The organism is Bacillus sp. NPDC094064 (genome assembly GCF_050279585.1).
GTDB lineage: Bacteria > Bacillota > Bacilli > Bacillales > Bacillaceae_G > Bacillus_A.
Window position 1 is genome coordinate 268,750 of sequence record NZ_JBNNUI010000003.1, and the last position, 20,375, is coordinate 289,124.

Below are 20,375 nucleotides of genomic sequence, written 5' to 3' on the forward strand. Positions count from 1 at the left end.
CCTAATCTGTATTAGTTGCTACCTTTTACTTGGTTCATTACTTCTTCAGCAAAGTTGTCTTCGCGTTTTTCGATACCTTCACCAACAGCGTAGCGAACGAATCCTTTTAATGTTCCGCCTTTAGACTCAACGAACTGACGAACTTTCATATCAGGGTTTTTAACGAATGCTTGGTCAAGTAAGCAAATTTCTTCGAAGAATTTGCCAAGACGGCCTTCAACCATTTTTGCAACGATTTTTTCTGGCTTGCCTTCGTTTAATGCTTGTTGTGTTAATACTTGACGCTCATGCTCAACTTCTTCAGCTGTTACAGCATCGCGGTCGATGTATTTAGGGTTAACTGCAGCGATGTGCATTGCAACATCTTTAGCAGCTGCTTCATCAGTTGAACCTTCAAGAACTGTTAGTACACCAATGCGTCCACCCATGTGTAGGTAAGCGCCGAATGCATCTGCATCAGTTTTTGATACGATTTCGAAACGACGAAGTGTAAGTTTTTCACCAATTTTAGCGATTGCTTCGTTGATGTGCTCTTCTACTTTTTTACCATTTTCCATTGTTTGAGCCATAGCTTCTTCAACGTTAGCTGGTTTGTTAGTTAATAGGTGAGCAGCTAATTCTTTAATTAAAGTTTGGAAACCTTCGTTTTTCGCAACGAAATCAGTTTCTGAGTTTAATTCTAAGATTAAACCATCGTTACCGTTTGTTTCGATGAAAGTTAAACCTTCAGCAGCAATGCGGTCTGCTTTTTTAGCAGCTTTCGCAATACCTTTTTCACGTAAGAAGTCAATTGCCTTCTCCATGTCACCATTAGTTTCTGTTAAAGCTTTTTTGCAGTCCATCATACCTGCGCCAGTTTTTTCACGTAATTCTTTTACCATTTGTGCAGTGATTGCCATACTTTTCATCCTCCTAAAATATGTATTTATACCTTTTATAAAGGTGTTTATACCTTAAAAAAGGTGATAAAAGGCCGAACCCCTTATCACCTTTCCAACTTTGTTACGCAGTAACAGTTTCTTCACCTTGTTTTGCTTCAAGGATCGCGTCTGCCATTTTAGATGTAAGAAGTTTTACAGCACGAATTGCATCATCGTTTGCTGGGATAACGTGATCGATTTCGTCTGGATCACAGTTTGTATCAACGATACCGATGATTGGAATGTGTAATTTGCGTGCTTCAGCAACTGCAATACGCTCTTTACGAGGGTCTACTACGAATAATGCACTTGGAAGACCTTTCATATCTTTAATACCGCCTAAGAATTTCTCAAGACGCTCTAACTCTTTTTTAAGTTGAACAACTTCTTTCTTAGGTAGTACTTCGAAAGTACCATCTTCTTGCATTCTTTCGATGTCTTTAAGACGCTTGATACGTTTTTGGATTGTTTGGAAGTTTGTTAAAGTTCCACCTAACCAACGTTGGTTAACGAAGTACATACCAGCACGAGTTGCTTCTTCTTTAATAGCTTCTTGTGCTTGTTTTTTAGTACCTACGAATAAGATGTCTCCACCTTCAGCAGCGATGTCGCGCATCGTTCTGTAAGCTTCCTCAACTTTTTTCACAGTTTTTTGTAAGTCGATGATGTAGATACCGTTACGCTCTGTGAAAATGTAACGCTTCATTTTTGGGTTCCAACGACGAGTTTGATGTCCGAAATGAACACCAGCTTCAAGCAATTGCTTCATAGAAATTACTGACATAATATAGTTCCTCCTAAATGGTTTTTGATATCCTCCGTTTACTTCATCTCTAAGCGAAACTACAAACGTAGCACCAACACTTAAATCGGTAAACGTGTGTACTTTGTACTGACACCACTGCTTACTATATCATACTGAAATATTACAATCAAGTCGAAAATGCGAACAATGTAAAACTTTCTTTATTCACACTCGAATTCTAGTATTACCAACCTGTATTTCTTTTAAGCAAAAAAGTGAAATACACATAATAGTTTCTAACAAAACATGATTATGGCGCTTTTCACAAACAACATCAATCTCTTATATACAAAAAAACTCTCCTCAAGTGAGGAGAGTTTTTATAAATTAGTTTGTTTTTAATTTAGCAAGTTCCTGTAGAAACTTGTCATTTAGCACTTTAATGTATGTTCCTTTCATACCTAAAGAACGAGACTCAATAACACCAGCACTTTCTAATTTACGTAGTGCATTTACGATTACAGAACGAGTAATCCCTACGCGATCAGCAATTTTACTTGCAACAAGTAAACCTTCTGTTCCATTTAATTCTTCGAAGATGTGCTCAATTGCTTCTAACTCACTGTAAGATAATGAGCTAATCGCCATTTGAACAACAGCTTTACTGCGTGCTTCCTCTTCGATTTCTTCTGCTTTTTCACGTAAGATTTCCATGCCTACAACAGTTGAGCTGTACTCAGCAAGAATTAAATCATCATCTAAGAATTCTTGACCAAGACGAGCTAATACTAATGTACCTAGACGTTCACCGCCACCAACGATCGGTACGATTGTAGTTAAACCTTGACCGAATAATTCTCTGTTTTCTACCGGGAATGCTGTGTAAGCACTGTTCACATCTAAGTTTGAAGATGTTTCTGTAATGTTAAATAAGCTTTGTGTATATTCTTCTGGGAATTGGCGCTCTGCAAGCATTTGCTTCATACGCTCGTTTTCGATTTGTTGGTGAATTGCATAACCTAGTAATTTACCACGACGACTTACAACGAACACGTTTGCTTCAATTACTTCACACATCGTGTCAGACATTTCTCTAAAGTTTACAGGCTTCCCTGCTGCGCTCTGTAATAACGCATTTAATTTTCTCGTTTTTGCTAATAATTCCATTTCAAAAGTTCCTCCTACATATTACTTACATATTTTTTCATCACTTGGAAACTAGGGCGAGTCACCTGATGACACTATTACAAAATAAACTGGCTCACATCTTTATTTTTAGCAATTGTTGCTAATTTCTCCTCAACGTATTGAGGTGTTATCGTTATTTTCTCTAACGTAATTTCAGATGCTTCAAACGATAAATCTTCAAGGAGTTTCTCCATAATCGTATGAAGTCTTCTTGCTCCAATATTATCTGTATCCTGATTAACTTGATAAGCAATCTCAGCAATCTTACGAATAGCTTCGTCTGAAAATTCAATTTCTATACCTTCAGTCGCTAATAATGCCATATATTGTTTAATTAGCGCATTGTCAGGCTCGATTAATATTTTCACAAAATCATCTGTCGATAATTTTGTTAATTCTACTCGAATCGGAAATCTCCCTTGCAATTCCGGAATTAAATCCGACGGCTTAGACATATGGAACGCTCCAGCTGCAACGAATAAAATATAATCCGTTTTTACTGATCCGTATTTTGTCGCAACATTCGATCCTTCTACAATTGGTAAAATGTCACGTTGCACGCCTTCACGTGATACATCTACGCTATTCGACTGCTTACCAGCAATTTTGTCAATTTCATCGATAAAAATAATCCCGAGCTGTTCAGCACGATAAACAGCCTCTTGTGTAACTTCATCCATATCAATTAAGCGCTGTGCCTCTTCATTTGTCAAGAGTTTTCTTGCTTCTTTTACAGAAAGTTTACGTTTTTTCGTTTTTTTCGGCATAAAACTTCCTAATGCATCTTGGAAATTCATCCCCATTTGTTCCATGCCAGTTCCTTGTAACATATCGAACATGGAAGACTGCTGTTCAGTCACTTCAATCGATACGATTTCATCTTCAAGAAGTCCTGCAGCAAGCTTTCTTTCCACATCTTGACGTTTCTTTTCGATTTCAACATCTTCCTCTGCATCAGATGTTTGATTCGAATTTTGAGCGCCGCCAAAAAGCATTTCTAATGGGTTTTTGAATCCAGATTGCTTCTCCGGACTTGGCACTAAAATTTCAACAAGTCGTTGGTTTGCTTGCTCTTCTGCTTTGTCTTGTACTTTAATTACCATTTCTTCTTTCACAATACGAACTGACGTTTCCACAAGGTCACGTACCATCGACTCTACATCTCTACCTACATATCCAACTTCTGTAAATTTCGTAGCTTCAACCTTAATAAAAGGTGCTCCAACGAGTTTCGCCATTCGTCGTGCTACCTCTGTTTTCCCAACACCTGTTGGTCCAATCATTAAAATATTTTTAGGTGCAATTTCATCACGTAAATCTTCAGCTAATTTACTTCGGCGGTATCGATTTCTCAAAGCTACAGCAACCGCTTTCTTCGCATCTTTTTGACCGATAATGTATTGATCTAATTTTTCCACAATTTGGCGCGGAGTAAAATGTAAATGCATATAAAATGCCTCCCTTACGATTCTACAATTCTTCAACAATTATGTTGTGGTTCGTATAAACACAAATATCGCCAGCAATCTCTAAACTCGCTTTCGCAATTTGTTTCGCTGTTAAGTGTTCACTTGCATATTGCTTTAAAGCACGACCTGCAGAAAGTGCATAATTCCCACCAGATCCAATTGCTAAAATGCCATCATCCGGTTCAATCACTTCTCCTGTACCTGAAACAAGGAGCATAGTTGTTTTATCCATGACAATGAGCATCGCTTCTAGCTGACGTAACATTTTATCGCCACGCCATTGTTTTGCCATTTCAACAGCAGCACGCTGCAAGTTGCCATTATACTCTTCTAATTTCCCTTCAAACATTTCAAAAAGAGTAAATGCGTCAGCAACTGAACCTGCAAAACCAGCTAAAACTTTACCTTGGAAAAGTCTGCGAACTTTACGAGCTGTATGTTTCATTACAACAGCATTTCCCATTGTCACCTGACCATCTCCAGCCATTGCACATTCTCCATTATGATGAACTGCAAATATCGTTGTAGCGTGGAAATTTCCCATAGAAAAAACTCCTTTATATGTTTTTATAGCTTTAAAAGCAATTTATGCCCGCGGGTGATGCTTCATGTAAACAGAACGCAATCTTTCTTTAGAGACATGCGTATAAATTTGTGTCGTCGACAAATTTTCATGACCTAACAACTCCTGTACAGTACGTAAATCCGCCCCTTCATCTAACATATGTGTAGCAAATGTATGCCTTAACATATGGGGACTTATCCGCATTGTCACTGAAGCCTTCTTAATGAGTTCGTTTAATACATAACGTACACCCCGACTTGTTAACGGCGTACCTTTCGCATTTAAAAATACCATATGAGAGTGTTCTTCAGTCTTGTTAGCTAACTGTTTTCTCCCGTTCTCTATATAAGTAATTAAAGCATCTTGTGCATAGCTTCCGAACGGAATATACCTTTGTTTTTTTCCTTTTCCCATCACTAAAATTGTTCCCACCGCGAAGTCAATATCGGTAAGTTGTAAATTGACACATTCACTAACACGGATCCCAGTCGCATACATCAACTCTAATAGTGCTTGATTTCTTTGACCCAGTGGTGTTTCCGTATCAGAAACTTCAAATAATTCCTCTAGCTCTTCAGCATATAAAAACTTTGGGATTGACAATTCTTTTTTGGGGAGTGACGCAAGTGCAAACGGGTTATCTGTCCGATAACCTTCACGCATCAAAAAACGATATAAACTTCGTAAGCTTGATACTTTTCTTGCGACAGATTTACGGGCTAACTTTTCATCATGCAACGTCGTTAAGTACAAACGAACATCTGCGTATGTAACATCTAAAAAAGAGGATATGCCTTCTCGCTCCATAAATTGCACAAAATGTTCTAAATCATTTTGATAACTTGCAATTGTATATTTTGAATAATTTCTTTCAATTTGTAAATATCCAACGAATAATTGTAACAATTTCTTCACATTCACATAACTCACCTCAATAAAGGCTACTAAATCGTATCACAACTTAGTAGCCTTTGCAAGATATTTAACTAAATATTTACAAAATTTTGAATCGTTTCTAAAGCACGTGTAGCATACGCTTCATTTCGTTCTGCTTTCTTCTTAATTTTCTTCTCTAACGGTGCGAATAGACCGAAGTTTGCATTCATTGGTTGGAAGTTTTTCGCATTTGTCGCTGTAATATAGTTCGCCATGCTTCCCATTGCAGTTACAGGTGGTAATACAACTGGTTCTTCACCTTTTACAAGTCGAGCAGCGTTAATACCCGCTAATAATCCTGATGCTGCCGATTCAACATATCCCTCTACTCCAGTCATTTGGCCAGCGAAGAATAAATCATCTCGTTGTTTATATTGATATGTTGGGCGAAGCAAGTTAGGTGAATTAATAAACGTATTACGATGCATTACGCCGTAACGTACAATCTCTGCGTTTTCTAACCCTGGAATTAGCTGTAATACTTCTTTTTGTGGTCCCCACTTTAAATGTGTTTGGAAACCTACAATGTTGTATAATGTTCCTGCTGCATCATCTTGACGTAACTGAACAACAGCATATGGCGTTTTCCCTGTTTTCGGATCTTCTAACCCAACAGGCTTCATCGGTCCAAACACTAGCGTCTGTCTTCCTCTACTTGCCATAACCTCTACCGGCATACAACCTTCAAAGAAAATTTCTTTTTCAAATTCTTTTAAAGGCACTGTCTCAGCAGCAATTAAAGCTTCATAAAAACGGTCAAATTCTTCTTCTGTCATTGGACAGTTTAAATATGCCGCTTCACCTTTATCATAACGTGATTTTAAATATACTTTATTCATATCAATGCTGTCTTTTTCAACGATTGGCGCTGCAGCATCATAGAAGTAAAAATAATCTTCACCTGTTAGTTCTTTTAATTGTGCAGAAAGATCTGGAGAAGTAAGTGGACCTGTCGCAATAATAGTTGGTCCTTCTGGAATTTCAGTGACCTCTTCATTCATAACAGTTACGTTTGGATGATTTTTCACATACTCAGTTACTTTCGCCGCAAATTCATGACGGTCTACAGCTAAAGCACCTCCAGCTGGTACAGAACACTCATCCGCTGCACGAATAATTACTGAATCCATTAAACGCATTTCTTCTTTAATAACTCCAACTGCATTTGTTAATGTGTTTGCACGAAGTGAATTACTACATACTAATTCAGCGAATTTATCTGTGTGGTGAGCCGGTGTTTGCCTTACTGGTCTCATTTCGTATAATTTAACTTGAACGCCGCGTTTTGCAATTTGGTAAGCTGCTTCACTTCCTGCAAGACCTGCGCCAATGACGTTTACTACTTGTGTTGTCATATTATATATCACCTTTCCTTTTCTTCCCGAAAAAAATGTGAGCAGTTACGCTCACATTTGTTGTTCTTCTTCATAATCGCACGAAATACATTGTACTTGCACGCCTTTTTTCAACTTTTTCTCTACAAGCATACCTTCGCACTTCGGACACTTACGGCCAATCGGCTTATCCCAAGATACAAAGTCGCATTCTGGATATGTACCGCATCCATAGAAAAGACGTTTCTTCTTATTACTTCGGCGTTCAATAATTTGACCTTTATCACACTTCGGACAAGTAACACCGATTTCTTTCACAATCGGCTTTGTATTACGACAATCTGGGAAATTCGAACAAGCCATAAATTTCCCATACTTACCCATTTTAAAGACCATTGGGTGGTTACACAATTCACAGTCTTCCCCAGCTGGTTCATCTTTAATTTCCACTTCACGCATTTCTTTTTCCGCTTTTTCTAAACGCGGTTCAAAGCCTACGTAGAAATCATCAACAATTTTTACCCAATTCGCATTTCCTTCTTCTACTTCATCAAGGCTTTGCTCCATATTGGCAGTAAATTCAATGTTAATAATTTCCGGGAAAAATTCTAAAATAAGTTCGATTACTATTTCACCAAGTTCAGTTGGAACGAAACGTTTATTATCCAAGCCTACATATCCACGTTTTTGAATCGTTTCTAGTGTTGGCACATACGTAGATGGTCTTCCAATTCCAAGCTCTTCAAGTGTTCTTACTAAACGAGCCTCTGTATAACGCGGTGGAGGTTGTGTAAAATGTTGCTTCGGTTCTAGATCCTTAGAAAATACAGTTTCCCCTACTTCTAAAGGTGGCAACATCTTATCCTTTTCTTCAGCCCCGTCATCTTTTGACTCTACATACACTTTCATAAATCCTGGGAACTTTACAACCGATCCACTAGCACGGAACTGAACATTGTTATTAATGAGTCTCGCTGTCACAGTATCCATTATAGCAGACGACATTTGACTTGCAACAAATCGCTCCCAAATCAATTTATACAATCGAAGTTGGTCACGGCTTAAGAAACTTTTTAGTTCCTCTGGCTTTCTCATTACCGAAGTTGGACGAATCGCCTCATGCGCATCTTGCGCATTTGATTTTTTCGTTTCTTTCTTCTTTTCTGTTCCTATGTATTCCGTACCAAACGCCTCAGTAATGTAAGTACGAGCCTCTGTTTGAGCTGTTTCTGAGATACGTGTTGAGTCAGTTCTCATATACGTAATAAGACCTACAGTCCCTTGTTTTCCAAGATCGATCCCTTCATACAATTGCTGCGCAAGCATCATTGTTTTCTTTGCTCGCATATTCAACTTACGTGCAGCTTCTTGTTGCAAGGAAGATGTTGTAAACGGTAATGCAGGATTACGTTTGCGCTCTTTTCTCGTTACATTTTCAACTGAAAACGCATTATCTTTCATCTGTTCAATTATTTCATTCACTTGCGTTTCATTCGTTAATTGAACTTTTTCACTATCTACACCATAAAAACTTGCTTCAAATGTGTCTTTCCCTTTCACAAATTCTGTCTTAATTGTCCAGAATTCTTCAGGTTCAAAGCTTTCAATTTCTTTTTCACGTTCGATAATTAAACGAACTGCTACAGATTGTACGCGTCCTGCACTTAGTCCTTTTTTTACTTTCTTCCATAATAAAGGACTAATATTGTAACCAACAAGGCGATCAAGTATACGTCTTGCTTGTTGTGCATCTACTAAATCCATATTAATCGCACGAGGATGTTTAAATGATTCTTTGATTGCATCTTTTGTAATCTCATTAAACACAACTCGGCAATCTGATTCAACGTCCACATTTAACGTATTGGCTAAATGCCAAGCAATAGCTTCCCCTTCGCGGTCTGGATCGGCCGCGAGATAGACTTTCTTTGCTTTTTTTGCCGCTGATTTTAAGTCTTTTAAGACGGGACCTTTACCACGAATGGTAATATACTTCGGGGTGAAGTTGTTCTTTACTTCTATCCCCATTTGACTTTTAGGTAAATCGCGAACGTGTCCCATAGACGCGACAACTTTGTATTTTTTCCCTAAATATTTCTCAATGGTCTTCGCCTTAGAAGGCGACTCCACGATTACGAGGTAATCTGACATGCTAGTGCCTCCTTAAGAGGTGGATTCAAGTCTTCATTAATCTTATTGATTTCTCTTGTTTTTGTCAATCAAGAATGAATATACCATACAGTGCCAATCTACCATTTGTCAATAATTGTTTAATAAAAACATAAAAATATAAGGTTAATTTAAAATCTCTTCTAAGATATCTTCTGCATTTCTTACTAGTTTTGCACCTTGTTGAATAAGATGATTCGTTCCCGATGCACCCTCTATAAATATAGGTCCAGGAAGCGCAAATACCTCCCTATTTTGCTCTAACGCAAGGTCCGCAGTAATAAGTGTTCCACTTCTCGATTTCGCTTCTACAACTAAAACACCTTTACTTATACCGCTAATAATTCGGTTTCGTTTTGGAAAATACCATTTTTTTGGCGCATAGTGCGGCGGATACTCTGTCAATAACAATATATATTCCTTCCACGCTTCATACAAATGCCTATTTTCTTTTGGATACATATAAGATAATCCATGTCCTAATATCGCAATAGTTGGGCAATGCTGTCTTACTGTAATTTCATGAGACATTGTATCTATCCCCCTTGCAAACCCACTAACAATAAGCCATTCTCTTTTTAATAACGGGTGTACAATAGACGCTAAACTCTCATGACCATATAAAGTCGGCTCTCTCGTTCCAACAATCGCTAGTTTATTTGCTTTATTGAGAAAACCCTTCTCTCCTTTTCCATATAAAACAAAGGGCGGATCTTGTATTTCACGTAATAATTGTGGGTATTCTTCATCCCATATAGTCATATAAAAGATTTGATTTTTCTCTAAATAAGATATATATTGCGATAGATTTGAACTTTGAAGAAAATGTACTAATTCTGAAGATTTTTTCGAGGATATTCCCATGTAGTGTTCCATTTGTTTTGCATTAAAAGTGTATATTTTTTTCAATTCTGGATCGACATACAGTAACCTTTTTATCGCCTTCCAATGGTCGGCTAACATGTAATGAAGGTGTAATAATCGTTCTCGTTTCATCTCATTTCTCCTTACCCATAATTTTTATTATGTAAACAGAAGAACTATAAAAAGACACCTCTAATAAGAAGGTGTCTTTCGAAAAGATTAATAGTTTTTACAAGTCTCAAATAATCCCTTTTCTTTTAAAACAGAGATTAATGTTTCACCCATAACAGCTGGTGTTTCTGCTACTTTAATACCACAAGCTTCCATTGTTTTAATCTTTTCTGCAGCAGTTCCTTTACCACCAGAAATGATTGCCCCAGCATGGCCCATACGTTTGCCTTCAGGCGCAGTTTGGCCACCAATGAAGCCCACAACAGGTTTTGTCATATTAGCTTTTACCCATTCAGCTGCTTCTTCTTCCGCTGTACCGCCGATTTCACCAATCATAATTACAGCATGTGTCTCTTCATCTTCATTAAATGCTTTTAACGCATCAATAAAGTCTGTACCGTTAACTGGGTCTCCGCCAATACCTACAGCAGTAGATTGACCAATACCTTCTTGTGTTAACTGATGTACAGCCTCATACGTTAATGTACCAGAGCGAGACACGATACCAACATGACCTTTTTTATGAATGTATCCTGGCATAATACCGATTTTACATTCATCAGGCGTGATAACACCTGGGCAGTTCGGTCCAAGTAAACGTGTATGTTTACCCGCCATATATCTCTTTACGTTTACCATATCTAATACAGGAATTCCTTCAGTAATACATACTACTAAATCGATTTCTGCATCAACCGCTTCCATAATTGCATCAGCCGCAAAAGCGGGTGGAACGTATACAACTGAAGCGTTTGCGCCTGTTGCTTTCACTGCATCTTCTACAGTATCAAATACTGGTACACCTTCAATATCAGTGCCACCTTTACCTGGCGTTACACCACCGACAATTTTCGTACCGTATTCAATCATTTGTTTTGTGTGGAATAACCCTTGAGAACCTGTAATACCTTGAACAATAACTTTTGTATCTTTATTAACTAATACGCTCATTTTTCTCCCCCGCTTTCTATTAGCCCACTAGTGAAACAATTTTTTGTGCACCGTCTGCCATAGATTCTGCTGCAACAATATTTAAGCCAGACTCATTTAAAATTTTCTTACCTAACTCTACGTTTGTACCTTCAAGACGTACAACTAAAGGCAATTCAAGACCTACTTGTTTCGTTGCTTCAATAACACCTTCTGCGATAACATCACACTTCATAATGCCACCAAAAATGTTAACGAAGATACCTTTTACATTTTTGTCAGAAAGGATAATTTTGAATGCTTCTGTAACTTTTTCAGCTGTCGCACCGCCACCAACATCTAAGAAGTTAGCTGGATCACCATGGTAATGTTTAATGATATCCATTGTAGCCATCGCTAAACCTGCACCATTAACCATACAACCGATATTTCCATCTAAAGGAATGTAATTTAAGTCATATTTAGAAGCTTCAATTTCTTTTGCATCTTCTTCCTCAAGATCACGAAGTTCTAAAATGTCTTTATGGCGATATAACGCATTAGAATCAAAGTTTAATTTCGCATCTAACGCCATTACTTTACCGTCACCTGTTGTAACAAGCGGGTTAATCTCAGCGATAGAGCAATCTTTTTCGATAAACGCACGGTATAAGCCCATCATAAACTTCACAGCTTGTCCTACAAGCTCTTTTGGAATATTGATGTTAAATGCGATTCGGCGCGCTTGGAAGCCTTGTAAGCCTACTGCTGGATCAATATATTCTTTAAAGATTTTTTCAGGTGTTTTTTCTGCTACTTCCTCAATCTCTGTTCCGCCTTCTTCAGACGCCATTAAAACAACTTGAGAAGTTGCACGATCTAACACAAGACCTACATAATATTCTTTTTTAATATCGCAACCTTCTTCGATAAGTAAGCGTTTTACTTCCTTACCTTCAGGACCTGTTTGATGTGTCACAAGTGTAGTTCCTAAAATGCTCTCTGCATATGTACGAACTTCATCTAAATTTTTTGCAACTTTTACTCCGCCAGCTTTGCCGCGTCCACCAGCGTGAATTTGTGCTTTTACTACACATACATCCGTTCCTAATTCTTTCGCTGCTTCTACAGCTTCTTCTACTGTAAATGCAACCTTCCCGTTCGGAACACTAACCCCATAGCTTCTAAGGACTGCCTTACCTTGGTACTCATGGATATTCATGGTCCCATCCTCCCCTGTTTTCCTGTTTTACTCGAAAAGTTTTTTAATGTTTAAAAAACATTACATTGCCATTGTATAAGATGATTGGCACGCTGTCTACAATAAAGTGTCAGAAAACTGAAATCGCTTTATTCTTTTTTGAAAATAGTAATGTTTATATGTCAAAATAAAAAATAAGCTGCGTTTTCGCAGCTTATTTTTGAATCATATCTTTAATAGGTGCAAACGATTTTCGATGTTCCTCTAATACGCCATGCACTTCAATCGCCTCTAAATGTTGTTTTGTTCCATACCCCATATGTTGTTCAAATCCATATGCAGGATACTTTTCTCCAAGCTCTTTCATCATACGATCTCTCGTTACTTTCGCAATAATGGATGCAGCTGAAATAGAAATACTTTTCGCATCACCTTTAATAATGGATGTTTGCGGAATTGGTGTAGGGAGTTTCATCGCATCAATTAATAAATATTGTGGTGTACAAGATAAATTCGCAACAGCATCTAACATCGCTTGTTTCGTCGCTTGATAAATATTTATCTCATCAATAACTTGCGGTGATACAATTCCAACTCCAATTGCAATTGCTTGTGCTTTGATTTCATCATAAAAACGCTCTCGCTTCGCCTCACTCAGCTTTTTCGAGTCATTTAACCCTGGAATATAAAAATCTTCCGGAAGGACAACAGCTGCCGTCACAACAGGCCCAGCTAACGGTCCACGCCCTACTTCATCAATACCTGCGATATATGCGAGACCTTTTTCACGTAATGCAATCTCATACTTGGACATTTCGAAAAACTTTTCTTTTTCTTTCTGCGCTAACTCTTTTTGTTTATACCACTTCAAAATGAGCTTTTGTACCCCTTTTCGCTCATCTTTCATTAATAGTTGAAAGCGGTCATCTTCTTCACTCATAATTTCTTGCAGTAAATGTTCCGCTTCTTGAATAGTCACTTTTTGCATTCATGCCACTCCCTTTATATACAAAAAAGAAAAGACGTACAAACGCACGTCTTATACTTCTTCTACTTTTTCTGCATCTTCTGTCTGCTCTGCAAACTCTTCTGGTGTTTCAAACGTCATTTTTCCAAGTTTGCCACCACGAAGTTCACGAAGTACAAGTTCAGATGTTTTATCATAATCAATCATTCCGCCGCCCATTAAGCAACCTCTATTTTTTCCAATCGCATCAAATAACTCCACGATGTCTTCTGGAATGTCATTTAAATTATAGCGCTCTTTCAAACGTTCTGGATAATGTTTCTCCATAAAACGTAGTGCGTAAACAGCAACATCTTGTAAATTTAAAATGGAATCTTTAATTGCGCCTGTTGTCGCTAATCGAAGACCCACTAATTGATCTTCAAATTTAGGCCACAGAATACCCGGTGTATCTAACAGTTCCATTTCTTTCCCAACTTTAATCCATTGCTGGGCTGTTGTCACACCTGGACGATCTCCTGTTTTAGCAATATTTTTCTTTGCTAATTTATTAATTAATGTAGATTTACCAACATTCGGTATCCCTACAATTAATGCACGAATCGCTCTCGGTCTAATACCTTTTGCAACCATTTTATCAAACTTTTCTTTAACCAACACTTTACAAGCCGCTGCAATTTCCTTCATACCTTGTCCAGCTTGCGCGTTAATTGAAATTGCCATATGACCTTTTTCTTTAAAATATGCAATCCATTGTTTCGTTAAACGATCATCTGCCATATCTGCTTTATTTAAAACAACAAGCCTCGGTTTATGCGTAATAATCTCATCAATCATTGGATTTCGAGATGATAAAGGTAATCGAGCATCTACAAGCTCAATTACAACATCAATTAACTTTAATTTTTCTGTTACTTGGCGTCTAGCCTTTGCCATATGTCCCGGGAACCATTGAATTACCATGTTGCCACCTTCTTTTTCTTTTATTTCACAATACGAGCATCTTTTAACGGCCAATATAGTATATTTGCTTTTCCAATCACTTGGTCCATTGAAATTGTACCAATCGAACGGCTATCTTTACTAAAACGACGATTATCGCCTAAAACGAATAATTGACCTTCTGGAACAGTTTTCTTCCCTGTCATTTCTTCAAGAGTAAAATCATATGTAAGCGGTCCGTCAGCAATTTGTTTTTTCTGCTTGTCTAAATATGGCTCCTCATAAGCCTTTCCGTTAACATATAGTGTATCATTACGATACTCTATTTCATCGCCTGGTAGGCCAATAATACGCTTAATATAGTCCTTATCTTCCGTTGCCCGGAATACGATAATATCAAATCGTTTTGGATCTCCTATGTGATAACCAATTTTATTGACAATCATTCGATCGCGATCGTGTAAAGTAGATGCCATCGATACTCCATCTACGAGAATTGGTGCAAAGAAAAACTGTCTAATAACGCCCGCTAATACAACAGCAATCAAAATTGCCTTGATCCATTCCCAAAGTGAACTCTTTTCTTTCTTCATGTATTTCCCCTCCACGGTTATGTAAGCTGCTCGTATTATATCAAAATTTTATATAGATTGGAAAAAGGGAGCTTGCGCATTTACAAGCTCCCATACATGTCTTATCGAATTTCTTTAATACGTGCTTTTTTACCGCGAAGGTTACGTAAGTAGTATAACTTAGCACGACGTACTTTACCACGGCGAAGTACTTCGATTTTCGCGATTCTTGGCGTGTGAATTGGGAATGTACGCTCAACACCTACACCGTAAGAAATTTTACGAACTGTGAATGTTTCACTGATTCCGCCACCACGACGTTTAATTACAACACCTTCGAAAAGCTGAATTCTTTCACGAGTTCCCTCAACTACTTTTACGTGTACACGTAAAGTGTCTCCAGGACGGAATGAAGGAAGGTCAGTTTTTAATTGGCCTTTTGTAATTTCTGCGATTAATTGTTGCATATTAAATTCTCTCCTTTAAACAGATGTTCTTATAAAGTCTTAATAAATTACAGCGGAACATCGTTAATACGGCTACTGATTTCAGTAGCACAAATGTTATAATAGCATATTGCTAGGACTGTTGCAATAGAAAATATATCAAGTCCTTATCGGCCTTCTTTAATTTGTTCTAGCCATTTCTCTTCTTGTTTAGATAATTCTCGTTCTTCCAGTAAGTCCGGTCTACGTGTATACGTACGACGCAAGGACTCTTTATGGCGCCATTCATCAATATTTTTATGATTTCCTGACATTAGTACATCCGGTACCTTCATACCACGAAAATCAGCTGGACGTGTATAGTGTGGATGCTCCAACAAACCTGTACTAAACGAATCTTCTACTTGCGAAGCATGGTTCCCTAGCACTCCTGGCAATAGACGTACGACACTATCAGTAATAACCATAGAAGCTAGTTCTCCACCAGTTAATACGTAATCACCAATAGAAATTTCATCTGTTACGAGATGTTCACGAATTCTTTCGTCATAGCCTTCATAATGCCCACATACAAAGATTACATGTTCTTCCTCTGCAAGCTCTTCCGCTTTCTTCTGAGTAAATCTTTCCCCTTGCGGACACATTAAGACCACTCTCGGCTTACGCTCTGTTTCTTTCGTTAAATCTTCCACCGCATCAAAGATAGGCTGCGGGGTTAATACCATCCCAGCGCCCCCACCATACGGATAATCATCTACACTATTATGTTTACTAGTCGTATAATCACGGAAATTGACAACACGAAGCTCTACAGCTTCTTTTTCTTGTGCTTTCTTTAAAATTGAAGATCCAAACACACCCGTAAACATATCTGGAAACAACGTTAAAATATCAATTTTCATTATAGCAATCCTTCCATTACATGAATGGTTACTAATTTATTTTCAATATTAACTTGAAGTACAACGTCATCAATATAAGGAATTAAAAGGTCTTGACCCTTTGGACGTTTAATTACCCAAACATCATTTGCACCAGGAGATAGAATCTCTTTAATTGTTCCTAGTGCTTCTCCTTCTTCTGTCACAACACTGCAACCGATAATTTCATGATAGTAGTATTCACCTTCAGCTAGTTCGCCTAGCTGCTCTTCTGGCACTTTTATTAAAGAACCTTTGAACTTCTCTACTTCATCTACATTGTTGTATCCTTCAAATGTTAATAAATCAAATGTCTTATGTTGACGATGAGAAGTTACTTTTACCGGAAGGTAGTCTGTACTTTTCTCATTCGATATGTATAAAGTGTTTCCTACTTTATATCGCTCTTCTGGAAAATCAGTACGAGAAATCACACGAATTTCTCCTCTTACGCCATGAGTATTTACAATTTTCCCTACATTAAACCATTTTGTCATAAACAGTATGTCACCCCTGGTTTCTATATAAATTAAGCATCTCCATTTCACATATGGAACATGCAACTTCTCTTTAAATGTTAAAAAAGGGAGAGGAATTAACTCCTCGCCCTTTTTACGTTTATTGAATTTCCAGTGTTACTTTCTCATCATTATGATGTCCCACTGAATACAAGAGCATTCGAATCGCTTTCGCAACCTTCCCTTGCTTTCCAATGACTTTTCCAACATCCTCAGGATGTACAGTTAATCGATACTTTATCTCTCCGTTGTAAAGTTCCTGTGTAACTTTTACATCTTCAGGATGATCGACAAGAGGCTTGACAATCGTCTCGACTAACTTCTTCATAGTCATTGCCTCAATTACTTACCTTGTTTAGATAAGTGGAATTTCTCCATGATACCTTGGTTAGAGAATAAGTTACGAACTGTATCAGATGGTTTAGCACCATTTCCTAACCATTTTAATGCTGCTTCTTCGTTGATCTTAACTTCAGCTGGTTGAGCAACCGGATTGTAAGTACCGATTTCCTCAATGAAACGTCCGTCACGAGGAGAACGAGAATCTGCAACAACTACACGATAGAAAGGAGTTTTTTTAGCTCCCATACGTTTTAAACGAATTTTAACTGCCATTTATAAAGCACCTCCGAATTTATTTCACACAGATAATTATATTAGCAAAAAGACTATTGCTTTGTAAAGTATTTTTTCTTAACAGAGCCATCTTTTTTCCTTACATGAATGGAAACTTCAATCCACCTAGTCCTTTTTTCTTACCTTTTTGCATTCCCGTCATCGTTTTCATCATCTTTTTCATATCATCAAATTGCTTGATTAAACGATTGATTTCTTGTACCGTTGTACCGCTACCTTTGGCAATGCGTTTTTTACGACTAGCATTGATTATTTCCGGTTGTTCTCGCTCTAATTTAGTCATAGAACGAATAATCGCTTCAATATGCCCAATTTGCTTTTCATCAACTTGCGCATTTTTCAGCCCTTTAATTTTATTTGCACCAGGAAGCATTCCTAACAATTCGTCAAGCGGTCCAAGTTGACGCACTTGTCCAAGTTGTTCTAGGAAATCGTCAAGTGTAAACGAAAGCGTACGCATTTTTTGCTCAAGTTCTTTTGCTTTCTCTTCATCAACTGTAGCTTGCGCTTTTTCAATTAATGTTAAGACGTCTCCCATCCCTAAAATACGGGATGCCATACGTTCTGGATGGAACGCTTCAATTGCATCTAGTTTTTCACCCATACCAGCAAATTTAATTGGTGTATTTGTTACCGCCTTAATAGATAATGCAGCACCACCGCGCGTATCACCATCTAATTTCGTTAATACAACACCTGTTAAACCTAACTGTTCATGGAAACTTTGTGCAACATTTACCGCGTCTTGTCCCGTCATCGCATCGACAACAAGGAAAATTTCATCCGGTTTCGCAACTTCTTTCACTTTCGCTAATTCATCCATTAGTTCTTCATCAATATGCAGACGACCTGCTGTATCGATTAAAACATAATCGTGATGATCTTCTTTTGCTTTTGCAATCGCTTGTTTCGCAATTTCAACAGGACTTACTTGATCTCCTAAAGAGAATACAGGCATGTCCAATTGCTTCCCTAATGTTTCAAGCTGTTTAATAGCTGCTGGACGGTAAATATCCGCTGCAACAAGCATCGGTTTACGATTATGCTTTTTACGTAGCAAATTCGCAAGCTTACCTGTCGTCGTTGTTTTACCCGCACCTTGCAGACCAACCATCATTATAACAGTTGGCGGCTTATTAGCAACAGCAATTTTGCTTTGCTCTCCGCCCATAAGTTCTGTAAGTTCTTCCTGTACCACTTTAATTACTTGTTGTCCAGGTGTCAAACTTTTCATTACATCTTGTCCGACAGCACGTTCAGACACACGCTTTACAAAATCTTTTACTACTTTAAAGTTAACGTCCGCTTCTAAAAGAGCAAGACGAACTTCTCTCATCATTTCTTTCACATCGGCTTCAGAAACTTTTCCTTTGCCGCGGATTTTTTGCATTGTCTGTTGAAGTCGGTCGGCTAATCCTTCAAATGCCATATTGCCGCCCTCCTAATCTAATTTTTCGATAGCTTCAACAACTTGTTTCATTTCTTCATTCACATGCTCTTCTTCGCTGATTAGCTGTTTTAGCTTTGCAACAAGTCGCTGTCGCTCTTGAAACTTTTGAAGTAATACTAATTTTTCTTCATATTCTTCAAGCATCGCTTCAGTCCGTTTAATGTTATCATACACGGCTTGGCGACTTACATCAAATTCTTCCGCAATTTCACCAAGAGATAAATCATCTAGATAATAAAGCGACATATAACTTCTTTGTTTTTGCGTTAACAACGATTGATAAAAATCAAATAAATAGTTCATTCTCGTTGTTTTTTCGAGCATGTTGGATCATCCTTTGTTAAGTGATTTCCCTTTACATGAATTAGTTTACATGGAGTACAAAAGAGTGTCAAGTTTTTTTCTTAACATCACATATTTTTATAGAAAAAGAAGCGGAAAATACCGCTTCTTTCGCTTATACTTCTTCTGTTTCTACTAAGTTCGCAAATAAACCATACACATATTGTTCCGGATCGAACTGTTGCAGATCATCCATCTGCTCTCCTAATCCAACGAATTTCACCGGTACATCCATTTCGTTACGAATCGCTAATACGATACCACCTTTAGCAGTGCCATCTAACTTCGTTAAAACAATACCAGTAACATTCGTTGCTTCGCGGAATGTTTTTGCTTGGCTTAAACCATTTTGTCCAGTTGTCGCATCAATAACAAGTAATACTTCATGAGGAGCCCCTGGTACTTCACGCTCAATTACACGCTTCACTTTCTCTAACTCTTTCATTAAGTTCACTTTATTTTGTAAGCGTCCTGCTGTATCACATAGTAATACGTCCACTTTACGTGCTTTCGCTGCTTGTACAGCGTCATACATAACTGCTGCTGGATCAGATCCTGATCCTTGTTTAATCACTTCTACACCAACGCGATCGCCCCATACTTCTAATTGTTCAATCGCTCCAGCACGGAATGTGTCTCCTGCCGCTAATAAGACGGACTTACCTTCTGATTTAAATTTATGAGCTAACTTACCAATTGTAGTCGTTTTCCCTACACCGTTAACACCAACAAATAAAACAACCGTTAATTGATCCTCTTGTATATTAACTTCATTACTAAAGTCGCTGTCACCTTTGTAAATTCCTACTAACTTTTCTGAAATGACAGCCTGTACTTCTTTCGGATCTTGAATGTTACGACGTTGCACTTCTTCTTTCAACTGATCAATTAATTCCATTACTGTCGAAACGCCGACATCTGCACTAATTAAGATCTCTTCTAATTCCTCAAAGAAATCTTCGTCTATTTTGCGATAACGATACACTAAATCATTTACTTTATCAGCAAATGAATTTCTTGTTTTTTCTAATCCTTGTTTAAACTTCTCTGTTACTGTATCTGTTTGTTTTGAAATTTTCTCTTTTAATTTTTTAAAAAAGCTCATACTGTC

22 protein-coding genes are annotated in these 20,375 nt (G+C 37.7%); all 22 read right to left on the reverse strand.

Annotation, left to right across the window (positions count from 1 at the left end; genetic code table 11):
• Nucleotides 1–11 precede the first annotated feature (11 nt).
• Entirely contained in the window at nucleotides 12–899 is an 888-nt protein-coding gene (gene tsf, locus ACQKNI_RS09150; protein WP_060631984.1) for a translation elongation factor Ts, read from the reverse strand.
• Nucleotides 900–1,002: 103 nt separating this feature from the next.
• The gene (gene rpsB, locus ACQKNI_RS09155) at nucleotides 1,003–1,704 is read right to left on the reverse strand and encodes a 30S ribosomal protein S2 (protein ID WP_000111485.1); all 702 of its coding nucleotides are present in this window, start codon (nucleotides 1,702–1,704) and stop codon (nucleotides 1,003–1,005) included.
• A 348-nt stretch (nucleotides 1,705–2,052) separates the two neighbouring features.
• The gene (gene codY / locus ACQKNI_RS09160) at nucleotides 2,053–2,832 is read right to left on the reverse strand and encodes a GTP-sensing pleiotropic transcriptional regulator CodY (protein WP_000421290.1); all 780 of its coding nucleotides are present in this window, start codon (nucleotides 2,830–2,832) and stop codon (nucleotides 2,053–2,055) included.
• 77 nt (nucleotides 2,833–2,909) lie between these two features.
• Nucleotides 2,910–4,301, reverse strand: a complete 1,392-nt coding sequence (gene hslU, locus ACQKNI_RS09165; protein ID WP_088230124.1) for an ATP-dependent protease ATPase subunit HslU — start codon at nucleotides 4,299–4,301, stop codon at nucleotides 2,910–2,912.
• Nucleotides 4,302–4,323: 22 nt separating this feature from the next.
• Nucleotides 4,324–4,866 carry an ATP-dependent protease proteolytic subunit HslV gene (gene hslV / locus ACQKNI_RS09170; protein WP_000526274.1) on the reverse strand — a complete coding sequence of 181 codons (543 nt, stop codon included), beginning with the start codon at nucleotides 4,864–4,866 and terminating at the stop codon, nucleotides 4,324–4,326.
• A gap of 42 nt (nucleotides 4,867–4,908) precedes the next feature.
• The gene (gene xerC, locus ACQKNI_RS09175; protein WP_088230125.1) at nucleotides 4,909–5,808 is read right to left on the reverse strand and encodes a tyrosine recombinase XerC; all 900 of its coding nucleotides are present in this window, start codon (nucleotides 5,806–5,808) and stop codon (nucleotides 4,909–4,911) included.
• A gap of 65 nt (nucleotides 5,809–5,873) precedes the next feature.
• Nucleotides 5,874–7,178 (reverse strand): FADH(2)-oxidizing methylenetetrahydrofolate--tRNA-(uracil(54)-C(5))-methyltransferase TrmFO, encoded by a 1,305-nt coding sequence (gene trmFO / locus ACQKNI_RS09180; protein WP_098253116.1) that lies wholly within the window; start codon nucleotides 7,176–7,178, stop codon nucleotides 5,874–5,876.
• A 51-nt stretch (nucleotides 7,179–7,229) separates the two neighbouring features.
• Nucleotides 7,230–9,308, reverse strand: coding sequence for a type I DNA topoisomerase (topA, locus tag ACQKNI_RS09185; protein WP_088230127.1), 2,079 nt, complete (start codon nucleotides 9,306–9,308; stop codon nucleotides 7,230–7,232).
• A 144-nt stretch (nucleotides 9,309–9,452) separates the two neighbouring features.
• Complete coding sequence (gene dprA, locus ACQKNI_RS09190) at nucleotides 9,453–10,322, reverse strand: DNA-processing protein DprA (protein WP_088230128.1); 870 nt, start codon at nucleotides 10,320–10,322, stop codon at nucleotides 9,453–9,455.
• Nucleotides 10,323–10,409: 87 nt separating this feature from the next.
• A complete protein-coding gene (sucD, locus tag ACQKNI_RS09195; RefSeq protein WP_000115179.1) occupies nucleotides 10,410–11,312 on the reverse strand; it encodes a succinate--CoA ligase subunit alpha in 903 nt (300 codons plus the stop codon).
• A 19-nt stretch (nucleotides 11,313–11,331) separates the two neighbouring features.
• The gene (gene sucC, locus ACQKNI_RS09200; protein WP_001020788.1) at nucleotides 11,332–12,492 is read right to left on the reverse strand and encodes an ADP-forming succinate--CoA ligase subunit beta; all 1,161 of its coding nucleotides are present in this window, start codon (nucleotides 12,490–12,492) and stop codon (nucleotides 11,332–11,334) included.
• A gap of 193 nt (nucleotides 12,493–12,685) precedes the next feature.
• Entirely contained in the window at nucleotides 12,686–13,459 is a 774-nt protein-coding gene (gene rnhB / locus ACQKNI_RS09205; RefSeq protein WP_088230129.1) for a ribonuclease HII, read from the reverse strand.
• A gap of 51 nt (nucleotides 13,460–13,510) precedes the next feature.
• Complete coding sequence (gene ylqF / locus ACQKNI_RS09210) at nucleotides 13,511–14,401, reverse strand: ribosome biogenesis GTPase YlqF (RefSeq protein ID WP_000236700.1); 891 nt, start codon at nucleotides 14,399–14,401, stop codon at nucleotides 13,511–13,513.
• A 20-nt stretch (nucleotides 14,402–14,421) separates the two neighbouring features.
• Nucleotides 14,422–14,973: a signal peptidase I gene (gene lepB, locus ACQKNI_RS09215; protein ID WP_088230130.1), complete on the reverse strand. Its 552-nt coding sequence runs from the start codon at nucleotides 14,971–14,973 to the stop codon at nucleotides 14,422–14,424.
• Between the two features lie 101 nt (nucleotides 14,974–15,074).
• Nucleotides 15,075–15,419, reverse strand: coding sequence for a 50S ribosomal protein L19 (rplS, locus tag ACQKNI_RS09220; RefSeq protein WP_001186515.1), 345 nt, complete (start codon nucleotides 15,417–15,419; stop codon nucleotides 15,075–15,077).
• Nucleotides 15,420–15,565: 146 nt separating this feature from the next.
• Nucleotides 15,566–16,300, reverse strand: coding sequence for a tRNA (guanosine(37)-N1)-methyltransferase TrmD (gene trmD / locus ACQKNI_RS09225; protein WP_088230131.1), 735 nt, complete (start codon nucleotides 16,298–16,300; stop codon nucleotides 15,566–15,568).
• Entirely contained in the window at nucleotides 16,300–16,815 is a 516-nt protein-coding gene (rimM, locus tag ACQKNI_RS09230; RefSeq protein WP_088230132.1) for a ribosome maturation factor RimM, read from the reverse strand. The genes trmD and rimM overlap by 1 nt, the downstream gene beginning before the upstream one ends.
• A 121-nt stretch (nucleotides 16,816–16,936) precedes the next feature.
• The gene (locus ACQKNI_RS09235) at nucleotides 16,937–17,164 is read right to left on the reverse strand and encodes a KH domain-containing protein (RefSeq protein ID WP_000737397.1); all 228 of its coding nucleotides are present in this window, start codon (nucleotides 17,162–17,164) and stop codon (nucleotides 16,937–16,939) included.
• Nucleotides 17,165–17,178: 14 nt separating this feature from the next.
• Entirely contained in the window at nucleotides 17,179–17,451 is a 273-nt protein-coding gene (gene rpsP, locus ACQKNI_RS09240; RefSeq protein WP_000268750.1) for a 30S ribosomal protein S16, read from the reverse strand.
• A gap of 100 nt (nucleotides 17,452–17,551) precedes the next feature.
• Entirely contained in the window at nucleotides 17,552–18,901 is a 1,350-nt protein-coding gene (gene ffh, locus ACQKNI_RS09245; protein ID WP_000863460.1) for a signal recognition particle protein, read from the reverse strand.
• Nucleotides 18,902–18,913: 12 nt separating this feature from the next.
• A complete protein-coding gene (locus ACQKNI_RS09250; RefSeq protein ID WP_000891062.1) occupies nucleotides 18,914–19,246 on the reverse strand; it encodes a putative DNA-binding protein in 333 nt (110 codons plus the stop codon).
• Nucleotides 19,247–19,379: 133 nt separating this feature from the next.
• Nucleotides 19,380–20,369 carry a signal recognition particle-docking protein FtsY gene (gene ftsY / locus ACQKNI_RS09255; RefSeq protein ID WP_000007653.1) on the reverse strand — a complete coding sequence of 330 codons (990 nt, stop codon included), beginning with the start codon at nucleotides 20,367–20,369 and terminating at the stop codon, nucleotides 19,380–19,382.
• Nucleotides 20,370–20,375: the final 6 nt, after the last annotated feature.

Coding starts and splice junctions, on each gene's coding strand:
- tsf (WP_060631984.1), bottom strand. CDS start 899: ATGGCAATCACTGCACAAATGGTAAAAGAATTACGTGAAAAAACTGGC.
- rpsB (WP_000111485.1), bottom strand. CDS start 1,704: ATGTCAGTAATTTCTATGAAGCAATTGCTTGAAGCTGGTGTTCATTTC.
- codY (WP_000421290.1), bottom strand. CDS start 2,832: ATGGAATTATTAGCAAAAACGAGAAAATTAAATGCGTTATTACAGAGC.
- hslU (WP_088230124.1), bottom strand. CDS start 4,301: ATGCATTTACATTTTACTCCGCGCCAAATTGTGGAAAAATTAGATCAA.
- hslV (WP_000526274.1), bottom strand. CDS start 4,866: ATGGGAAATTTCCACGCTACAACGATATTTGCAGTTCATCATAATGGA.
- trmFO (WP_098253116.1), bottom strand. CDS start 7,178: ATGACAACACAAGTAGTAAACGTCATTGGCGCAGGTCTTGCAGGAAGT.
- topA (WP_088230127.1), bottom strand. CDS start 9,308: ATGTCAGATTACCTCGTAATCGTGGAGTCGCCTTCTAAGGCGAAGACC.
- dprA (WP_088230128.1), bottom strand. CDS start 10,322: ATGAAACGAGAACGATTATTACACCTTCATTACATGTTAGCCGACCAT.
- sucD (WP_000115179.1), bottom strand. CDS start 11,312: ATGAGCGTATTAGTTAATAAAGATACAAAAGTTATTGTTCAAGGTATT.
- sucC (WP_001020788.1), bottom strand. CDS start 12,492: ATGAATATCCATGAGTACCAAGGTAAGGCAGTCCTTAGAAGCTATGGG.
- rnhB (WP_088230129.1), bottom strand. CDS start 13,459: ATGCAAAAAGTGACTATTCAAGAAGCGGAACATTTACTGCAAGAAATT.
- ylqF (WP_000236700.1), bottom strand. CDS start 14,401: ATGGTAATTCAATGGTTCCCGGGACATATGGCAAAGGCTAGACGCCAA.
- lepB (WP_088230130.1), bottom strand. CDS start 14,973: ATGAAGAAAGAAAAGAGTTCACTTTGGGAATGGATCAAGGCAATTTTG.
- rplS (WP_001186515.1), bottom strand. CDS start 15,419: ATGCAACAATTAATCGCAGAAATTACAAAAGGCCAATTAAAAACTGAC.
- trmD (WP_088230131.1), bottom strand. CDS start 16,300: ATGAAAATTGATATTTTAACGTTGTTTCCAGATATGTTTACGGGTGTG.
- rimM (WP_088230132.1), bottom strand. CDS start 16,815: ATGACAAAATGGTTTAATGTAGGGAAAATTGTAAATACTCATGGCGTA.
- ACQKNI_RS09235 (WP_000737397.1), bottom strand. CDS start 17,164: ATGAAGAAGTTAGTCGAGACGATTGTCAAGCCTCTTGTCGATCATCCT.
- rpsP (WP_000268750.1), bottom strand. CDS start 17,451: ATGGCAGTTAAAATTCGTTTAAAACGTATGGGAGCTAAAAAAACTCCT.
- ffh (WP_000863460.1), bottom strand. CDS start 18,901: ATGGCATTTGAAGGATTAGCCGACCGACTTCAACAGACAATGCAAAAA.
- ACQKNI_RS09250 (WP_000891062.1), bottom strand. CDS start 19,246: ATGCTCGAAAAAACAACGAGAATGAACTATTTATTTGATTTTTATCAA.
- ftsY (WP_000007653.1), bottom strand. CDS start 20,369: ATGAGCTTTTTTAAAAAATTAAAAGAGAAAATTTCAAAACAAACAGAT.